The following is a 17,514-nucleotide window of genomic DNA, read 5'->3' as shown; positions in this document are numbered from 1 at the left end:
GTATTGCCTCACAAGAACGCTCACAGGTGGTGACCGCATCCGGTGCGTCATGCTCCATATCGCCCGCCTCCCCCATTACTTGAGGCAAAAACCCTTCGACTGCAGGAATCCCAGCATGAAGGGCCTCGCCTCCTTGCCCAGGATCCCCCTGATCTGCCCGCTCCAGGTCTGATCCTTGTTGTTGCTGCTGCGGGCCTGGTAGTAGTCGTGGATCTGCCCGTCGTACCGGGCCAACAGAGCGCGATCCAGGGTGGCAGGATAGCGGTTCTCGTGCACCACCAGCGCCCGGGGCAGCCGCGGTTTTTGCTCCGGCCGCTGGGCGGGATGACCCAGGCAGAGGCCAAACAGCGGGATCACCTGATGGGGCAGACCCAGCACCTCGCTCACCTCGGCCGGATTGTTGCGAATGCCGCCGATATAGACCCCACCCAGCCCAAGTGATTGGGCCGCCAGCAAGGCATTTTGCGCCATCAGGGCGCCGTCGATGGCCCCGATCATGAGTTGCTCCACGAAGCCGGTGCGGGCCTCCGGCACTATCTGGCTGTGACGATGGTAGTCGGCGCAAAACACCAGAAACTCCGCCGCTTCGACCACATAGGCCTGATGGCCGGCCAGCTCCGCCAGGGTGGCCCGCAGCCCCTTGTCGGTGACCCGGATGATGCTGTTGGCCTGGAGGAAGCTGGAGCTCGCGGCGCTCTGAGCGGCGCTCAGGATCTGATCCAGCTGCTCTGCGCTGACGGGCTCTGGGGTGAACTGGCGAATGGAGCGATGGGAAAGAATGAGATCGATGGTCGGGTTCATGGTACCTCCGGAATGAAGGTCACACTCTACCCAAAAAAAGCGGGGGGCCCAAGGCCCCCCGTCACCCTCAAGGGGCAGGATAGACATAGGGGGCCTGCAACCCAAGCGGGAACCCCAGCGCCCAGTAGAGCAGCAGGAAGCCCGTCCAGCTCACCAGGAAGGCCAGGGAGTAAGGCAGCATCATGGAGACCAGGGTGCCGATGCCTGTGCTCTTCACATACTGCTGGCAATAGACCACCACCAGGGGGAAGAAGACCATCAGCGGGGTGATGATGTTGGAGGCGGAATCCCCCACCCGATACGCGGCCTGAGTCAGCTCGGGCGAGATCCCCACCGCCATCAGCATGGGCACCAGGATGGGGCTGATGAGGGCCCACTTGGCGGAGGCCGAGCCCACCACCAGGTTGACAGTGGCCGTCAGCAGTATGATGCCGACGATGGTCACCTCTCCCGGCAACGCCAGGGCGTGAAGCACCTCGGCACCGGAGAGCGCCAGCAGGGTACCGAGGTTGGAATCCCCGAACGCCTTGATGAAGAGGGCGCAGAAGAAGGCCATCACCATGTAGGAGCCCATCTTGTTCATGGTGGCCGACATGGCGTCGATCACATCCTTGCCGCTCTTGAAGCTGCCGGCGACAAAGCCATAGACGATCCCGGGCAGGATGAAGAGCAGGAAGATGAGGGGCACGATGGACTTCATCACCGGCGCGGCGAAGGTGGTGAGGGAACCGTCCGGTGCCCTCATCGGCGAGTCGCCGGGGGCCAGCGCCAGCCCCAGCAGCACCACGGCCGCCAGCATGGCGAACCCGGCCCAGTTGAAGGCCCGGCTCTCCTGGGCGCTGTAACGACCCATCTCGTCGGCGCTCTCCAGATCCTCGTTGAGAGGCACTTGCTTGAGGCGCGGCTCGACAATCTTCTCGGTGACAAACCAGCCCACGCAGATGATCAGCAAGGAAGAGGCGCCGGTGAACATGATGTTGCACAGGGTGTTGACCATGTAGTCAGGGTCGAACAACTGGGCTGCAGACTGGGTGAACCCCTGAAGCAGCGCATCCCCGCCTGAGGGCAGAAAGTTGGCGGCAAACCCGCCGGAGACCCCGGCAAAGGCCGCGGCAATCCCCGCCAGCGGGTGGCGACCCGCCGCATGGAAGATGATGCCGCCAATGGGGATCACCAGCACATAGCCCGCATCGGCGGCGGTATGGCTGACGATGGCCACCAGGATCAGCATGGGGGTCAGAAAGCGCGCCGGCGTCACCTTGAGCAGCTTCTTGAGCCCGGTGTTGATGAAACCGGACTGCTCAGCCACCCCGACCCCCAGCATGGCCACCAGCACGATGCCAAGAGGAGCAAACCCGGTGAACGTGGTGACCATGCTGGCGAGAAAGTCCGCCAGCCCTGCCCCGGTCAACAGGTTGTTGATGACCACGGCCTCTCCGGTGCGGGGATTGACCAGATCGAAGGAGAACTGGGAACCTATCCAGGAGCCGACCCAGACGATCAGCAAGGCATAGAGGAAGAGCATGGCGGGATCCGGCAGCTTGTTGCCCGCCTTCTCGACCCCGTTCAGAAAGCGGTTCAACCAGCCGTTGGGAGGGGCCGGACGCTCGTTCACTGCAGCTTGACTCATTATGGTGATACTCCATTACCAAGGAATGAGCGCGCATACTAGCGATAACGTCTAATGGATCCCATGATATGAGACAAAAATTCGATTAATTATGTTTAATTTGGCATCTCGCACTTCATAAATGGGAGATGCCGCACATTTATCGACAACTTGCTCAATGGTTTGCGAGGGGGTAGCGACCCAGTCGGCACTGTACAGCGAACCCCGCCGCCGCCACCTCTTCCGGGGTCATGGGACGGCTGAACAGGAACCCCTGGAAGACATGGCAACCCTGGGTCTGCAGGGCCGCGAGCTCGTGCTCCTCCTCCACCCCTTCCGCCAGGATCCCGAGCCCCAGACTGGTGGCCATGGCCACCGTCGCCCGGATCACCGGCAGGTTGAGCCCCACCACGAAGGAGCGGTCCAGCTTGATGGTGTCGATGGGCAACCGGTTGAGGTAGGCCAGGGAGGAGTAGCCCGTCCCGAAGTCGTCGATGGCGATCTTGATCCCCTGCTCGCTCAGGGCGTCGAGGATCTCGATGCACCCCTTCATGTCGAGCATCAGCACCGTTTCGGTCAGCTCCAGGGTCAGCAGCGCCGCCTCCACCGAGAATACCTCGAGCAGTTGGGCCACCAGCTCCGGCAAACTGGCAGAGAGCTGGAAGCCCGAGAGATTGACCGACACCGGCACCCTCACCCCGTCCTGTCGCTGCCACTCCCCCATCTGGGCCAATGCGGTGGAAAGCACCCAGCTTCCGATTTCCCGGATGAGCCCCATCTCTTCGGCCAGCGGAATGAACTCCGCCGGCGACACATGGCCGAGCACGGGATTGTACCAGCGTACCAGGGCCTCGAAACCGATGACCCGACCTTGCGCCACATCCACCTGGGGCTGATAGCGCAGGCTGAGCTCCCCCCGACCAACGGCCTTGGCCAGAAACTGCTTCAGGGTCAGCTTGCGATGCAGGCTTTGCTGCATGCTGGGGGTGAAGCGCTGCCAGCGAAGCCGCCCCATCTGCTTGGCCTGGTACATGGCCATGTCGGCACGGGTGATGAGGTTGTCGCCGTCATCCGCGTCGTCCGGGTAGATGGCGATGCCGATGCTGCCGCCGATAGTGACCTCGGGGACACCGCTCAGCTGCAGTGGCTTGCTCATCTGGGAGAGCATGAGATCCGCCACCTCCTGGGCCCGATCGCTCGCCTGGTTGAGAGGCACCAGGGCGGTGAACTCGTCCCCGCCAAGGCGCGCCAGCTCCACGTCCCGCGGGCAGATCTGCTTGAGCCGTCCGGCGACCCGCTCCAGCAGGCGATCCCCTGCCTTGTGGCCGTAGTTGTCATTGACCAGCTTGAAGTTGTCCAGATCCATGAACACCAGGGCAAAGCGCCCCCCGAGGCCGCAATAGGCTTCCAGGGATTTCATCAGGCCGTAGCGGTTGAGCAGCCCGGTGAGGGAGTCGTGCCAGGCCAGGTGGCGATGCTCCAGCTCTTCGAGCTTGCGATCCGTGATGTCCCGCATGGTCAGCAGGATCCGTGCCCCCTGCTGGATATGGCGAAACTGGTACTGGAACCAGCGCATCCCCTTCTGGGTGCGGCACTCCCCTTCGGCCACTACTTCGTCCAGACGGGAGAGGCGACGATAGAAGGCCTCGTCCGCACCGGAGAAGATCTGGGGCAGCGTCAGAATGCCGGTGCCAAAGCACATGTCGAAGTGATGGTTGCCGCTCTCGAGGCGCCCCTCGTTGTCAAAGAGACAGGCCAGGGTGTCGCCGGTGGCGAGGGAGGACTCCTGATAGAGGGTGTCGGCATCGATGACCGCTTCCGCCATCATCATCTGCCGTCCGGCAAGCTGGATCCCGGAAAGACGCAGATAGACCTGCTTCTTGACCCCCTTGGGCGAGAGGGTCCACCACTCGTTGTAACTGCGCTCCTGCTGGAAATCGCCGAGATAGCGCTGCAGCAGCAGATCGATCGCGGCGGCCATGTCGGCGGAGAAATCCCGGGACTTCAGCTCGGCCAGGGAGCTCGCCTCCCAGAGCCCGAGGGCAGCATCGTTGGCCCAGTAAATATGATGACGCTGGATGTCATAGACCCAGACCGGCGTGTGGAGGACATCCATCACGGTGAGCAGGCGTTCGTCTAGGGAAAGTGCGAACAAGTATCCCACGAACAAAAAATGAAAATTTTAGTCATTTAATATCAATGGGTTACCATTAAATGCTCTCGTGCCATATGACTTATTCGCACCTTCCCTAGCGTATTCATGTTGAGTGATGATTCATGCTGAAAGCTCATGGTCGAACCAGTCGCTTGCGCCCCCTGACAGGAGCATTCGCGCTGGTACAAAATCCGTTCCGGCCCATAATCGGATAACAAACGGATGAAAAAAGGCCGAAATCATATGAAAACGCTACATGTGATCCCCATGGTAAGAAGAAATGGACTCACACTGGTATTGTTGGGCATGGTGATAACCATTGCTATGATTTTTATACTTTTTTTTCTTCGTGAACAACTACTAATCCCCGCCATTTCCCTCCTCCTGGCGGGCCTGATGACAATTCTTGTCGGGGCTTGGAAACTGGGTGAGCCTCATTTTAGTCTCTCTTTGTGTCAGGACTGCCTGCAATACCATCACAAGTACGGCGGCTGGATCCTGAAATGGAGAAATATTCAGCGAATTGACCAACCACGTATCCATTTGGGGTGGGATCTGGTGGAGCTGCCCTACATCGGTTTGAAAATAAAGGATTACGACGCTTTTTTGACGCTGATCACACCCCGGCTCGCCGTCCGTCTGCTCACCGAGCAGCGCGCCGTGCTGATGCAGGCCATGCGAAGCGAGCGCTCCGACTGCCCGACCGGAGGGTGCGGCAGTGGGCTCCTGGGAGAGGGACTGCTGGAGGAGAGCCGCTTCTGCTCACCCGCCGGCCAGCGCTATGAGGGGGTGATCGCCATGCTCGGCAACCGGATGGCACGGCTGCGAGATCTGCTGGGGTACGATCTGCTGGTGCCCGACAACAGCCTGGACAGATCCCCGGAAGATTTCGTCCATCTGCTCCAGCAATACCAGCGCGAGTCGAATCTAATCCAGATCAATTAAACGCCGGATTGCGCTTGCCAAGCCCGGTGACTCTTCATAAGGTCACTGGCTTGTTACAGCCAGAACACCCCCTAAAACCGCTATGAAGTACATCGAAGAGTTCTATCTGTTCGTCAAGGTGGTGCAAGAGGGCGGTTTCTCCCACGCCGCCGCTGCGCTGGGCATGCCGACCGGCACCATTAGTCGACGTATCTCCCAACTGGAAGAGCAGCTCGGATGCAGCCTGCTGCACAGATCCACCCGCAAGCTGCGTCTCACCGACGAAGGACTGCGCTATTACGAGCGCCTCTGTACCCCCCTGGCAGAGATAGAGCAGGCCACCGGCGAAATCCGGGGTGAGGAGACGGACATCAGCGGCCTCATCCGCCTCGCGGCCCCCATCGCCCTCTCCAACACCATCCTGGTCGACATGCTGGCGGACTTCGGCCTGCGCTATCCCGGGGTACAATTCGACATCCGCCAGTCCAACGACCATGCCCTCCAGGCAGATCAGGACAGGGACCTGGTCTTTTTCAACGGCGAGCTCCCCCAGACCCTGCCCAACGCCCTCTGTCTGGGTCACATCCAGTACGGTCTGTTCGCCTCCCCCCTCTATCTGGAGAAGATGGGTGTGCCCTCCCACCCGACCCAGCTGGAAGAGCACGATCTCATCTACTGCTGGCCCCACCAGCACTGGCAACTGAGCGGGCGGGACGAACAGACGATCTGCATCAAGCGCACTCCCCGCCTTTGCATCGACCAGACCCAGGCCGCCGTGCGGGCAGCCCAGCGCCACCTCGGCATCGTCAACGCCCCGCAGCACTATGTGCACCCCTTCCTGCAAGATGGTCAGCTCGTCCCCGTCCTGCCGGACTGGCAGTCAGGAAAACGTCCCTTCTACATGCTCCATTGTCAGCCCCGGTTCACCCCGTTGCGTGTTAAGATGTTCGCCGATTTCGTCGAGAAGCACTCCGAGCGCTATCGTACCCGCCAGCAGAACGATCAATTTTCACCGGCGCAGCCGCTGCCCGTTGCATCTGACGGCTGATGACCCACACTTAGCGCAATCCTCGTTACACAGGTCGGCTAACACTATGAATGTATTGATATGTGATGACTCCGGGTTCGCGCGCAAACAGCTGGTGCGCGCCCTGCCCGCCGATTGGGGTGTCACCTTGCACCAGGCCGCAGACGGACTGGAAGGGGTCGAGCAGATCCTGATGGGGCACGGGGACCTGATCTTTCTCGATCTCACCATGCCGGAGATGGACGGATATGGCGTGCTCGAGACCCTCAAGCGAGAAGGGGTGCGCAGCAAGGTGATCGTGGTCTCCGGCGACATCCAGCCGGAAGCCCATGAGCGTGTCATGGCCCTTGGCGCCCTCGATTTCATCAAGAAGCCGGCCTCCCCGGACACCCTCCTTGCCTTGCTCAAGCGCCACGGTCTGTGGCAATCAGCCACCCAGGTGACGGCCATCCAGCCCCAGCCCGTCACCAGCCACCAGGCTGCCCAGAGCAGCATCCAGTTCACCCCCGAGCTGCGGGATGTCTATCAGGAGCTGGCCAACGTCGCCATGGGCCAGGGGGCGGATCTGCTGGCCCGCCTGCTCGGCGCCTTCGTGCTGCTCCCCATCCCCAACGTCAACGTGCTGGAGGTCTCCGAGCTGCACATGGCGCTCTCGGCCGCCGCCGAGTCGGAGACGCTCTCTGCGGTCTGTCAGGGCTTTATCGGGGCCGGGATCGCCGGGGAGGCCCTGCTGCTGTTCCACGATGCCAGCTTCCAGGACCTGGCCCGCCTGATGAACCATCAGGGGGAGCTGGATCACGGCGCCGAGCTGGAACTGCTAATGGACACTGCCAACGTGCTGATCGGCGCCTTCCTGCGCGGCTACGCCAACCAGCTCGACACCCCTTTTAGCCAGGGTCACCCCGTGGTGCTTGGCCAGCACAGGCCCATTCAGGATCTCATTCGGACCAACCAGAGCCGCTGGCGCCGCACTCTGGCCATCGAGATCAACTATCGGGTGCAGGGCTATGCGGTGCAGTGCGATCTCTTGCTGCTGTTTACCGAAGATTCCATCGCCACCATGAACAACAAGATCATGCACATGCTCTGACCGCCCCGCGGCAGCAACCACCAGGAGTGACCATGGACATTCGGGAATTTCATTGGCTGATGAACATCGTCCAGAATCTGGACGTGGGGCTGGTCGTGCTCGACAGGGAGTACCGGATCCAGGTGTGGAACGGCTTCATGGAGAGTCACAGCGGCCGGCTGGCAGGCGAAGTGCGCGATCAAGGGCTGTTCTCGCTCTTCCCCGATGTGGACAAGGCCTGGTTCGAGCGCAAGGCCAACATGGTGTTCAAGCTCAACAACCGTGCCTTCAGCACCTGGGAGCAGCGCCCCTACCTGTTGCGCTTCTCCAACTACCGCCCCATCACGGGATCAGCCCCCTACATGTACCAGAACCTGACCCTGGTGCCGCTGGCCGACTTCGCCGGAGAGGTCACCCACCTGGCCATCATGATCTATGACGCCACCGACGAGGCCATGCTGATCACCGGCCAGCGCCAGGGATGACCGACCCTGCCATGACAACAAGGGCGCCCGATGGCGCCCTTGTTGTTGCGATGGGGAATGGCGTCAGCCACTCAGGTACTCGGTGAAGGCGTCGATCACCTCGTCGATGTCATCGTCGGTGATCTGCAGGTGGGTCACCAGCCTGAGTTCCCCGTAGCCGGAGAAGAGAATACCGCGCTCCTTCATGAAACCCAGCAAGGTGGCGGGATCTCCCTGGGTCAGGCGCAGGAATACCATGTTGGTCTGCACCTCCCCCAAGTTGAGTGCGATGCCTGGCAAGGCGGCCAGCCCCTCTGCCAGACGCCTGGCGCGGCGATGATCATCCGCCAGCCGGGCAACGTGCTGATCCAGCGCGAACAGGGCGGCCTGGGCCAGGATCCCTCCCTGGCGCATGCCGCCCCCCAGCATCTTGCGCAGCCGTCTGGCGCGGGCGATGAACGCAGCCGATCCCACCAGCAGGGAACCCACCGGCGCCCCCAGTCCCTTGGAGAGGCAGACAGAGATGCTGTCAAAAGGCGCCGCGATGGCGGCTACCGGCTCCCCGCTCGCCACCACCGCATTGAAGAGGCGAGCCCCGTCCAGATGCAGCTTCAGCCCCTTCTCGTCGACGAATTCGCGCATGGCGCGCAGGTAGGTCAATGGCAGCACCTTGCCGTTATGGGTATTTTCCAGGCAGACGAGGCGCGTCTGGACGAAATGGGGATCATCGGGAGCGATGGCCCCCCGCACATCCTCGATGGCCAGGGTGCCGTCCGCCTGCATGGGGACGGATTGCAGGGCCACCGAGCCCAGCACGGCAGAGCCCTGAGCCTCATAGCGATAGATGTGGGAGGCCGCCCCCAGCACGGCCCCTTCCCCACGCTGGCAGTGACTCATCATGGCCAGCAGGTTGGACATGGTGCCGGAGGGCACGAACAGGGCCGCCTCCTTGCCAAGCAGTTCGGCGCCGCGGCGCTCCAGCGCATTGATGCTGGGATCTTCCCCATAGACATCGTCTCCCACCTCGGCATGCAGCATGCTCTGGCGCATGGCTTCCGTGGGTTGGGTCACGGTATCACTTCGTAAATCGATATAGCGCATGTCATCCTCCTGATGCAGGACGATGACATTAACCAGCCGACACCCGGCTGGCAAGAAACGGCAAGCGGGAATGTGAGCCCGGCGGCTCACCAGGGCAGCGACTGACCCTGCAGATCCACGAAACGGCCCGAGTGCGCGGGCGTCAGTGTGGCCATCAGATCCAGCAGGCGGACGGCGACCTCGGCGGGATCCTGCAGCAGGGCGGGATCCATCTCCTGAAGAAAAGGTTGCTGCATGGGGGTATTCATGAGGCCGGGATGCACGGTGATGACACCGGCGCCGGGAAAACGTCCGGCCCACTCACCCGCCAGGATCCGGGATCCCATGTTGAGGGCGGCCTTGCTCATGCGGTAGCTGTAATGGCACATGGCCTCCTGGCCCCCCTCCTCCAGGCATCCCGCCCGATCCGAGAGGGTGCAGAGCCAGAGCGTGCTCTGGGGTATCATGCGCCGGCTCAGATTGGCACCAAGGGCCAGGTGGGGCCAGGCATTGGCCAGCAGACTCTCTTCGAGCCATTGGGGGGTCACCTCCTCCACCCGCCGCTCCGGCATGTGGGCAAGATCATGGAGCAGGCCTATGGTGTTGATCACCACCGTCGGCAGGGTGGTGCTGTCATAGAGGGTGAAGAGGGCTTCAAAGGAGAGCGAGTCCACCTCCTGCAGCGGAAAGTAGCAGGCGGGATCCAGCCCCCTGGGCAGTTGCCTGCCCGCCAGCAACCACTCTTCGCCCCGTCTGGCCAGCTCCCGTGCCAGCGCACTGCCCAACCCGCCACTGCCCAGGATCAGATAGCTCATCTGCGTGTCCTTGGATTTGATCACTGCTTAGAGGGTATCAGAAGAATGGCGGACTGCCGGGAGCCCCCGTCAGGCTCAGGCCTCGGCCAGATGGCGCCCAAACTCCCGCGCCCGGGCCAGGTCCAGAAAACCGTCCGCCTGCTTGTGGCTGCGCAGGAACTGGTAATAGGCGAGCAGGGTCACCAGTTGCTCCTCGTCCGGCATGGGCTTTCCCGGACGAGTCTCCTGCACCAGCGCCCCCGCCGCCGCCAGCGCGTCCCTGTCCACCACCTCGGCCTGACGATAGAGATACCCGCAACCGGTGGCGAGCCACTCCAGCGAGCAGTTGGCCCCCATGGCAATCTGGTTCGCCTTGCCAAGGCCGGGCTCGGCCCCTTTCAGATACTTGCGGATCAGGGCTTCACTCAACCCCACCTTGCGGGCAAAGGCGCTCACACTCCCCTCCCCGATCAGGCTTTGCAGCCTGGCGGCAAATCCTTCCATCACCCCTTCTCCTCTCACTGACACCGGGATCTTGACCCGTCGGAGTCAGAACCATAGTTCGAATTCGCGAAGGGGGCATTATTGCCTTGTCCGCCGGAAGAGACCAAGATGCTGGCACATGATTTTGCCCCTTTCTTTTCGCATTTTTATGTCCAGAGGAGTCACCATGTCCGTATCCCGTCTGGCCCTGCACGAGCAAGGCCCCACCTTCTCCCGTCTCATCATGGGCTACTGGCGCCTGATGGAGTGGCAGCTCTCCCCCGCCGCCCTGCTGGACCTGATGAAATATCACCTTGATCTCGGGGTCACCACCATCGATCACGCCGACATCTACGGTGGCTACCAGTGCGAGGAGGCCTTCGGCCATGCCCTGCGCCTGGAGCCCTCCCTGCGCGATCGCATGGAGATCGTCAGCAAGTGCGGCATCGCCCTCACCGCCAATCCGGCCCACGCCCTGAATCACTACAACACCGGCAAGGGACACATCGTCGCCAGTGCCGAAGCCTCCTTGCAAAAACTCGGCACCGATCACCTGGATCTGTTGCTGATCCATCGCCCCGACCCCCTGATGAACGCCGACGAGGTGGCCGACGCCTTCATCACCCTCAAGCAGGCAGGCAAGATCAAGCACGCCGGGGTCTCCAACTTCACGCCCCACCAGTTCGCCCTGCTGCAATCCCGCCTGCCCTTCCCTCTGGTCACCAACCAGCTGGAGATCTCCCCACTCCATCAGGAGGGGACGCTGGATGGAGCCCTGGATCAATGCCAGCAACTGCGCATCAAGCCCATGGCCTGGTCCTGCCTTGGCGGCGGGCGGCTGTTCCATGCCCCCGACTATGCCCCGCTGCGGTCGGAACTCGAGCAGATCCGCCAGGAGGTGGGCGCCGACTGTCTGGAGCAGGTGGTCTACGCCTGGGTGATGATGCTGCCGAGTCAGCCGCTGCCCCTCATCGGCTCCGGCAAACGGGAGCGGATCGCCGCCGCCGTGGCAGCCGAGTCCATTGAGCTCACTCGCCAGCAGTGGTTCCGCATCCGCAAGGCCGCTCTGGGTTATGACGTTCCCTGAGTCTGCACCAGACCCTGAAAACAAAAACGGCATGGAGGATTCCATGCCGTTTTCCGTTATCGAGACGATTCAACGATGGCGCTGGGGGCGACCACGGGGTGCATCCGTCTTCGGTTTGGCCTGATTGACCGTGATGGTGCGGCCGCCGACCTCGGTGCCGTGCAACTCGGCGATAGCCTTCTCGGCCTCACCATTGACCGGCATTTCAATGAAACCAAACCCCTTGGACTGACCGGTATCGCGGTCGATGATGATATCGACCTTGTCTACCTGCCCAAATTGGCTGAACACGGTTGTCAGTTCGTCGGCCGTCATCCGGTACGACAGATTACCTACGTAAATCTTCATGCCATCCACTCTCGATTCAAGGTGCCTTATCTATGCATCCACCGACCTGGGAGTAAGGGCACAACCCCCCTGCCGGACCAGCCACGGCATCATGCCATGGCACTTCCAGCTTCGTATCCCAAGTCCTTGATCTCTTGGGTTATCAGAGCAGGAAAGATCAAATCGAATCAGAGGCAGTATCTGAGCATTGGGATGAATTGTCGAGAAAATAGTCAGGCCGGGTGCAGCTCGGCCAGCAATGTGCCGAGGGCACGACGCCCATGCCAGGCACGTTTGAACCCGAATCGATAGACCCCGGGGGCCACTTCGTGAGTCCCTTCCCGGGACAACCCGAGCAGGCTGGTGGCCGTCGCCAGGGTCACCTCATCCAGCCCGAGATCCAGGCTGAAATCGAGCCACTGGCCATCGTGTCCCACCTTTCGATCCCGCTCCATGCCCACCAGCACGGCTCTGGGCAGGGCCAACGCCCGGTCTTCGCCACCATTGAGCAGATAGAGATGGCGTTCATCCCAGGCAAGCTCCGCCAGACGCCAGCGTTGCCAGTTGCGCGGCAACACCATCATCACCAGCACGATACCGCCAAAGACCACCCCGACCCAGGGCAGCAGGCCCATGTCGGGATATCCCAGCCAGAGGGCGGCCACCACAGTGGCGAGACTCCCCAGCAACAGGCAGATCATGACCCCGTAAAACCGCCGGGCCGGGGGCATCAGCCAGCGCACGTTCTCTTGCGCTGCCAGCTCACTGACTCTCATCTTCTCTTCTCCTTCTGTGATGCGAACGGCCTTGCCGTCGCTGCGTTGCCGCGCATTGTGCGCGAGCGACGCGCCGCGATGCAACCGCCACCGCGACACGGATGACGGCCAGCCGCCACTCTTGGTATGCTTGGGGCTGTCTGAGCCCGCACTGGGCGCCATCCCGGGAGTCCCATGTTCGCCACCGCCCTGCTCTTGTCCGCGAGCACACTCTATGCCGAGGCCATCGGCGGCTACTCCGCCGGCTGCCTGAAAAATGCCGTGGCCCTGCCCCTCGAAGGCCCTGGTTATCAGGTGATCCGCACCAAACGGCTGCGCTATTACGGTCACCCCGACCTCATCCATTACCTGCAGCATCTGGCCAACCAGACCAGACTGGCCGGCATGCCGGATCTCTATATCGCCGACCTCGCCATGATGCACGGGGGGCCCTTTACCTCAGGTCATCGCAGCCACCAGACCGGCCTGGATGCCGACATCTGGTTCAGGATGGCTGACAGACCCATCAGCAGCTGGGAGCAGGATGCCCCCAGGGAGTGGGCGCTGATCGACGAACCCAGCTACCGGATGCTGCCCGGCCGATTCAGCCCAAGGCAGCTCAATCTGCTGCGCCTTGCGGCCGATCGCCCCGAGGTGGCGCGCATCTTCGTCAACCCCGTCATCAAGGCCGAGGTGTGCAAACAGGCACCCGGTGAAGCCTGGGTCGCCAAGCTGCGCCCCTGGGTCGGCCACTTCAGCCACTTTCACGTGCGCCTGCGCTGCCCGGCAAACAGTCCGGACTGCCAGTCCCAGGCTCCCATTCCTCCTGGCAATGGCTGTGGGGAGGAGCTGGCCTCCTGGCTCAAGGACAAACCCCAGCTGCCCAAGGTGTCGATGAGCTACCGCGCCCCCCTGTTACCCAGGCGTTGTGAGGGCTGACCACAAGCTGTTATGGTGAACCTATTTCCGAGAGAAATATCAATGGAGAACAACAAGATGGCCACTTCACTCTGGCAGCGTGGTACCCGTGCCCTGCTGACCCTGACCCTGCTGCTGGGTTTGACCGGCTGCGGCATGAACACCATTCCGACCCTGGATGAGCAGGTCAAGGCGAGCTGGGGACAGGTCGAGAACCAGTACCAGCGCAGGGCCGATCTCATTCCCAACCTGGTGGCCACCGTCAAGGGGTACGCCAGCCACGAGCAGGAGACCCTCAAGGCGGTCACCGATGCCCGTGCCCGAGTCGGCAGCGTGCAGGTGAGTGACCCCTCCCAGCTCAAGGCGTTCGAGGCGGCGCAGGAGCAGCTCTCCAGCGCCCTCTCCCGGCTGATGGTAGTGGTCGAGCGCTACCCGGATCTGAAGGCCGATCAGCAGTTCCTGACCCTGCAGGCCCAGCTGGAAGGCACCGAGAATCGCATCGCGGTGGCCAGACGGGATTACATCGAGGCAGTACGCCAGTTCAATACCGAGATCCGTACCTTCCCCGGGGTCATCTGGTCCAAGCTGCTTTACTCCGATCTGGAAGCCAAACCCACCTTCAGCGCCAAACCCGGTGCCGATGAGGCGCCCAAGGTCAGCTTCCAATGAACGTGATGAGACACTGGCTGGCGCTCTGTCTGCTGCTCTGTGCCACGGCACTGCATGCCGCCCCCGATTTCCCGGCCCTGACCGGGCGGGTGGTGGACGAGGCCAATCTGATGTCCCGCAAGCAGGCTCACCAGCTCGCACAGCAACTGGCCGTCTTCGAGAAGCGCAGCGGCGTCCAGCTGGTGGTGGTCTCCATCGACACGCTGGCGGGGGATACCATCGAAGAGTACGGCTACCAGCTCGGTCGCCACTGGGGCATCGGCCAAAAAGGCAAGAACAACGGCGTTCTGCTGATCATCGCCCAGGACGAGCGCAAGGTGCGCATCGAGGTGGGTTATGGCCTGGAAGGTGCCCTGCCCGACGCCATCGCCGCCAATATCATCCAGACCCGGATCCTGCCCGCCTTCAAGCGCGGTGACATGGTGGCCGGCATCCTCGCCGGCAGCCAGGGCATCATGCAGGCCCTGGCCGGGGAGTATCAGCCCGTGGACAACACCAGCAAGGCCGACAAGCAGGGCGGTCCCTGGCTCTTCATCCTGGTGGTGATTGCGATGATCGTGCTGCACAACCTGCGCGGCGGCGGCGGTGGGCCGGGAGGACGTCGCCAGGCCGCCTACATGGCCGGTGGATTCGGTGCCGGCTCCTTTGGCGGCCGCACTGGCGGTGGTGGTGGCGGTTTCAGTGGTGGCGGCGGCAGCTTTGGCGGCGGCGGTGCATCTGGCGGTTGGTAATCAGGGAAAAAGAGACAACAAGATGATTTCGAAACAGTTTTTCCACACCTTGCAGGCCAGGGTTCGACAGGCCGAGCAGGCCACGGATGCCGAACTGGTCACCGTGCTGGCCCCGGCCAGCGATGGCTATCGCTATATCCCGACCCTGTGGGCCGCCCTGCTGGCCATGCTCACCCCCCTGCTGGTCTTCCAGCTCGGCTTCTGGCTTGGCTGGTACGAGATCCTGCTGGTGCAGTGGTCGGTCTGGTTGCTGCTGAGCCTGCTGTTCCACTGGACGCCCATCAAGATGCGACTCATTCCCAACAAGGTACGCCGTCACCGGGCCGCCCTGATGGCCCGCCTGCAGTTTGTCGAGCAGGGACTTCACCGCACCCGGGACCGGCTCGGGGTGCTCATCTTCGTCTCGGTAGCGGAGCACTATGTGGAGATCCTGGTAGACGACGGGATCGCCCAGCACATCGACAACACCCAGTGGCAGCAGATCATCGACGACTTCGTGGTTCGGGTACGCAACAAGGAGGTCGAGCAGGGGTTCCTGGAGTGCGTGGAGCGCACCAGCGCCATTCTGACCGACGCCTTCCCCGCCACCCGGGATCAGAACGAGTTGCCTGACAGCCTGATCATTCTCGACAAGCCTTGAACGGGCTTAAAAAATCGGCATTCTGTTCAAGGGATAGGCACTCGATAAAGATTATGAAAAATAAGGGGAAAAGTGGTTGACCCAGGCAGCCCTTTCCCCTAAATTACGCCCCGTTCCAGCGCAACGGCGCAGAGTGCACGTGTTGGCTGAACACGTTAAATCACAGACCAGAATTTGGTGAGGTATCCGAGAGGCTGCCCACCGACGAAGTCGGCAAGATGCACGCGCAGCGTGCTCCGAAAGCCACTTCAAGCAGTAAAAATTTGGTGAGGTGTCCGAGTGGCTGAAGGAGCACGCCTGGAAAGTGTGTATACGGCAACGTATCGAGGGTTCGAATCCCTCCCTCACCGCCAAACAGTAAACCCCGACCTTGATGGTTGGGGTTTTTCTTTAGCGTCAGTAACTTGCTGGTTTTAGTGGTGTTTCGTTCACACTTCGCCCCCTGTCACTTTGTCAGGAGGGCCAGAAAGGTGGTACAAAATGGCCATTATGCCGAACCCCAAAAAAGACCCGAAGACGGGGGTCTACAAGATCCGTCAAGTCATCCCGCCAGCACTTCGTCCCTTCGTTGAAGGTAAGGGTGAGCTTAAGCGTTCACTAGACACCAAAGATCCACAGGAAGCAAAAGCCAAGGCCGTTGAGGTTAACTTGGAGCTACAGGCCATCTTGGCCGGAGCTCGTAACAAGTTGGCTCTGCAAGAATCCAAAACCCAGCTGACTCAATCGCAGGTCGAGCAAATCGCCAGAACATGGCGGCTGCGGGAAATCTCCCGTCTGCGTGACCCTGAGATCCTTGAGCGTTATGTGTTGCGTGAGCTGGACGAGAACGGTGTTAGCTATGAGTATTCATCGCTTGCCGGGTTTTACAGTGATGCTTTGGAACCAATAGATGCCGATTCTGAAGGCAACGAGGTCTACAGCTCACGCCGTCTTCATGCCGCGATGAGGCACTTTGCTGAAGAGTGCCTAGCATTGGCTCACGTCGAGCTACCCTCCGACAACCCGCTCTATACCGTGCTGTGTGACCGTTTGGCCCGCCATTGTATCGAGATTTGCAACACAGCATTCAAAGCCACTCATCGGCAAATTGACTATGGTATTGAACAGCTACTGGTTCCCCCTGTTTATCCCGCTGGTATCGCTGCAACCAACACACCGTTGCTCCCTGATGCTCCTAGGCTTGGTGAGTTCTTCGAAAAACAGGCTGAGCAGCAAAGCAAGATCAATCCCAAGGGGGCTATCACTTGGCAACGGGAGCGAGCGGCTGTCGTCCGCCGGTTTATCGAGGTGTTTGGCGATCTACCCCTCAATCAGATTACTCGGTCACAATGTGTTGAGTTTCGCGAGTTACTCAAACTGACCCCTTACCGACCCGGCCAAGAGATCGAAAAACTGCCCTTCAAAGAGCAGATCGCCAAGGTTCAGCAAGAGAATGGGCAGACCATCACCTTGGCTCGTGTAAAGGTACTGATCAACTTGTTTTCCGGCATCTTGGCAAGGGCTTATCATGTACAGGATCTTTAGCGCCAACCAATTGAAATAGATATAAAAAAGGCTTCGTTTGTGATCTAATTTTATCGCCAAACAAAATCAACACGCGCGAAGCCTATGACCATTATTAATGCTAATCACTATCTGGAGCAACTCCTGGCTCCCGCCGCACTCGAGCGCATTGCTCGGCTCTGCAAGTTTTGTCTGCGTCAGCGCGCCATTACCCCTGCCATGCTCGTACCTGCACTGTTGCGGGCCATGGGGGGCGACCAGGTCAATGACATTGCCAGCTTACACCGTCATTTCAATGCCTTGCAGCTGACGAAAGAGCATCAGGTTTCTTACAAACCGTTTCACAATCAGCTGCGTAAAGAGAGCTTTGCCCTGTTTATGAAAGCGCTGGTCGAACGGGCCATCGCCTTGCGTATCGACCATCAACTCAAAGCGGCCTCCCTCGGCGCGTTCAAGCAGGTGTTATTGCACGATGGCA

Annotated in this window: 18 protein-coding genes, 1 tRNA gene and 1 pseudogene; 12 read left to right on the top strand and 8 right to left on the bottom strand. The window is 61.1% G+C overall.

Translation table 11 applies throughout. The features are described 5' to 3' along the window. Positions 1-75 precede the first annotated feature (75 nt). The 3 genes from nfsA to PG896_RS13670 form a co-directional block, all read right to left on the bottom strand. Positions 76-801, bottom strand: a complete 726-nt coding sequence (gene nfsA, locus PG896_RS13680) for an oxygen-insensitive NADPH nitroreductase (protein WP_010675008.1) — start codon at positions 799-801, stop codon at positions 76-78. 67 nt (positions 802-868) lie between these two features. Next, positions 869-2,431, bottom strand: a complete 1,563-nt coding sequence (locus tag PG896_RS13675) for an AbgT family transporter (protein ID WP_113070138.1) — start codon at positions 2,429-2,431, stop codon at positions 869-871. Between the two features lie 154 nt (positions 2,432-2,585). Then, a complete protein-coding gene (locus tag PG896_RS13670) occupies positions 2,586-4,526 on the bottom strand; it encodes a putative bifunctional diguanylate cyclase/phosphodiesterase (RefSeq protein ID WP_029314665.1) in 1,941 nt (646 codons plus the stop codon). Between the two features lie 261 nt (positions 4,527-4,787). Here PG896_RS13670 and PG896_RS13665 point away from each other — a divergent pair, with 261 nt between their 5' ends. The 4 genes from PG896_RS13665 (at position 4,788) to PG896_RS13650 (ending at position 8,070) form a co-directional block, all read left to right on the top strand. Further along, positions 4,788-5,510, top strand: a complete 723-nt coding sequence (locus PG896_RS13665) for a DUF2982 domain-containing protein (RefSeq protein ID WP_323948392.1) — start codon at positions 4,788-4,790, stop codon at positions 5,508-5,510. Positions 5,511-5,592: 82 nt separating this feature from the next. Continuing rightward, entirely contained in the window at positions 5,593-6,537 is a 945-nt protein-coding gene (locus tag PG896_RS13660; RefSeq protein WP_104453020.1) for a LysR family transcriptional regulator, read from the top strand. 46 nt (positions 6,538-6,583) lie between these two features. Beyond that, the gene (locus PG896_RS13655; protein WP_227262802.1) at positions 6,584-7,606 is read left to right on the top strand and encodes a response regulator; all 1,023 of its coding nucleotides are present in this window, start codon (positions 6,584-6,586) and stop codon (positions 7,604-7,606) included. Between the two features lie 32 nt (positions 7,607-7,638). Further along, positions 7,639-8,070 carry a PAS domain-containing protein gene (locus PG896_RS13650; RefSeq protein ID WP_039038700.1) on the top strand — a complete coding sequence of 144 codons (432 nt, stop codon included), beginning with the start codon at positions 7,639-7,641 and terminating at the stop codon, positions 8,068-8,070. A 63-nt stretch (positions 8,071-8,133) separates the two neighbouring features. Here PG896_RS13650 and ltaE read toward each other — a convergent pair whose 3' ends face one another. The 3 genes from ltaE to PG896_RS13635 form a co-directional block, all read right to left on the bottom strand. Next, entirely contained in the window at positions 8,134-9,150 is a 1,017-nt protein-coding gene (ltaE, locus tag PG896_RS13645; protein ID WP_042016636.1) for a low-specificity L-threonine aldolase, read from the bottom strand. A gap of 86 nt (positions 9,151-9,236) precedes the next feature. Then, the gene (locus PG896_RS13640) at positions 9,237-9,944 is read right to left on the bottom strand and encodes a short-chain dehydrogenase (protein WP_104454288.1); all 708 of its coding nucleotides are present in this window, start codon (positions 9,942-9,944) and stop codon (positions 9,237-9,239) included. A 75-nt stretch (positions 9,945-10,019) separates the two neighbouring features. Beyond that, positions 10,020-10,427, bottom strand: a complete 408-nt coding sequence (locus PG896_RS13635; RefSeq protein ID WP_039038703.1) for a transcriptional regulator — start codon at positions 10,425-10,427, stop codon at positions 10,020-10,022. A gap of 166 nt (positions 10,428-10,593) precedes the next feature. Here PG896_RS13635 and PG896_RS13630 point away from each other — a divergent pair, with 166 nt between their 5' ends. Further along, positions 10,594-11,493, top strand: a complete 900-nt coding sequence (locus tag PG896_RS13630; protein ID WP_134997461.1) for an aldo/keto reductase — start codon at positions 10,594-10,596, stop codon at positions 11,491-11,493. Positions 11,494-11,562: 69 nt separating this feature from the next. Here PG896_RS13630 and PG896_RS13625 read toward each other — a convergent pair whose 3' ends face one another. Then, on the bottom strand, positions 11,563-11,841 hold the full coding sequence (locus tag PG896_RS13625) for an RNA recognition motif domain-containing protein (RefSeq protein ID WP_029314670.1): 279 nt from the start codon (positions 11,839-11,841) through the stop codon (positions 11,563-11,565). A gap of 212 nt (positions 11,842-12,053) precedes the next feature. Next, the gene (locus PG896_RS13620; RefSeq protein WP_104453025.1) at positions 12,054-12,596 is read right to left on the bottom strand and encodes a hypothetical protein; all 543 of its coding nucleotides are present in this window, start codon (positions 12,594-12,596) and stop codon (positions 12,054-12,056) included. Between the two features lie 174 nt (positions 12,597-12,770). Between PG896_RS13620 and mepA the strand changes: the two genes are divergently transcribed. The 7 genes and pseudogenes from mepA to PG896_RS13585 all read left to right on the top strand — a co-directional run. Next, the gene (mepA, locus tag PG896_RS13615; RefSeq protein ID WP_270835807.1) at positions 12,771-13,514 is read left to right on the top strand and encodes a penicillin-insensitive murein endopeptidase; all 744 of its coding nucleotides are present in this window, start codon (positions 12,771-12,773) and stop codon (positions 13,512-13,514) included. A gap of 42 nt (positions 13,515-13,556) precedes the next feature. Beyond that, positions 13,557-14,162 (top strand): LemA family protein, encoded by a 606-nt coding sequence (locus tag PG896_RS13610; protein ID WP_010675022.1) that lies wholly within the window; start codon positions 13,557-13,559, stop codon positions 14,160-14,162. Continuing rightward, positions 14,159-14,893: a TPM domain-containing protein gene (locus PG896_RS13605; protein ID WP_257709677.1), complete on the top strand. Its 735-nt coding sequence runs from the start codon at positions 14,159-14,161 to the stop codon at positions 14,891-14,893. Before PG896_RS13610 ends, PG896_RS13605 begins: the two co-directional genes overlap by 4 nt. A 22-nt stretch (positions 14,894-14,915) precedes the next feature. Beyond that, on the top strand, positions 14,916-15,533 hold the full coding sequence (locus tag PG896_RS13600) for a TPM domain-containing protein (protein ID WP_010675024.1): 618 nt from the start codon (positions 14,916-14,918) through the stop codon (positions 15,531-15,533). Between the two features lie 265 nt (positions 15,534-15,798). Continuing rightward, positions 15,799-15,886 (top strand) — tRNA-Ser (locus tag PG896_RS13595). A gap of 127 nt (positions 15,887-16,013) precedes the next feature. Beyond that, positions 16,014-17,057: a DUF6538 domain-containing protein gene (locus tag PG896_RS13590; RefSeq protein WP_270835806.1), complete on the top strand. Its 1,044-nt coding sequence runs from the start codon at positions 16,014-16,016 to the stop codon at positions 17,055-17,057. 84 nt (positions 17,058-17,141) lie between these two features. Beyond that, a pseudogene (locus PG896_RS13585) lies at positions 17,142-17,514 on the top strand (IS4 family transposase); the annotation flags it as partial.

Origin of the sequence: Aeromonas sp. QDB30, assembly GCF_027707645.1 — a bacterium.
Taxonomy (GTDB): Bacteria; Pseudomonadota; Gammaproteobacteria; order Enterobacterales; family Aeromonadaceae; genus Aeromonas; species Aeromonas caviae.
The sequence above is the reverse complement of the archived record's forward strand: the minus strand, read 5'-3'. Positions and strand labels throughout refer to the sequence as shown.

Coding starts and splice junctions, on each gene's coding strand:
- ltaE (WP_042016636.1), bottom strand. CDS start 9,150: ATGCGCTATATCGATTTACGAAGTGATACCGTGACCCAACCCACGGAA.
- PG896_RS13650 (WP_039038700.1), top strand. CDS start 7,639: ATGGACATTCGGGAATTTCATTGGCTGATGAACATCGTCCAGAATCTG.
- PG896_RS13620 (WP_104453025.1), bottom strand. CDS start 12,596: ATGAGAGTCAGTGAGCTGGCAGCGCAAGAGAACGTGCGCTGGCTGATG.
- PG896_RS13600 (WP_010675024.1), top strand. CDS start 14,916: ATGATTTCGAAACAGTTTTTCCACACCTTGCAGGCCAGGGTTCGACAG.
- nfsA (WP_010675008.1), bottom strand. CDS start 801: ATGAACCCGACCATCGATCTCATTCTTTCCCATCGCTCCATTCGCCAG.
- PG896_RS13590 (WP_270835806.1), top strand. CDS start 16,014: ATGGCCATTATGCCGAACCCCAAAAAAGACCCGAAGACGGGGGTCTAC.
- PG896_RS13675 (WP_113070138.1), bottom strand. CDS start 2,431: ATGAGTCAAGCTGCAGTGAACGAGCGTCCGGCCCCTCCCAACGGCTGG.
- mepA (WP_270835807.1), top strand. CDS start 12,771: ATGTTCGCCACCGCCCTGCTCTTGTCCGCGAGCACACTCTATGCCGAG.
- PG896_RS13625 (WP_029314670.1), bottom strand. CDS start 11,841: ATGAAGATTTACGTAGGTAATCTGTCGTACCGGATGACGGCCGACGAA.
- PG896_RS13660 (WP_104453020.1), top strand. CDS start 5,593: ATGAAGTACATCGAAGAGTTCTATCTGTTCGTCAAGGTGGTGCAAGAG.
- PG896_RS13635 (WP_039038703.1), bottom strand. CDS start 10,427: ATGGAAGGATTTGCCGCCAGGCTGCAAAGCCTGATCGGGGAGGGGAGT.
- PG896_RS13655 (WP_227262802.1), top strand. CDS start 6,584: ATGAATGTATTGATATGTGATGACTCCGGGTTCGCGCGCAAACAGCTG.
- PG896_RS13610 (WP_010675022.1), top strand. CDS start 13,557: ATGGAGAACAACAAGATGGCCACTTCACTCTGGCAGCGTGGTACCCGT.
- PG896_RS13630 (WP_134997461.1), top strand. CDS start 10,594: ATGTCCGTATCCCGTCTGGCCCTGCACGAGCAAGGCCCCACCTTCTCC.
- PG896_RS13640 (WP_104454288.1), bottom strand. CDS start 9,944: ATGAGCTATCTGATCCTGGGCAGTGGCGGGTTGGGCAGTGCGCTGGCA.
- PG896_RS13670 (WP_029314665.1), bottom strand. CDS start 4,526: ATGGATGTCCTCCACACGCCGGTCTGGGTCTATGACATCCAGCGTCAT.
- PG896_RS13665 (WP_323948392.1), top strand. CDS start 4,788: ATGAAAAAAGGCCGAAATCATATGAAAACGCTACATGTGATCCCCATG.
- PG896_RS13605 (WP_257709677.1), top strand. CDS start 14,159: ATGAACGTGATGAGACACTGGCTGGCGCTCTGTCTGCTGCTCTGTGCC.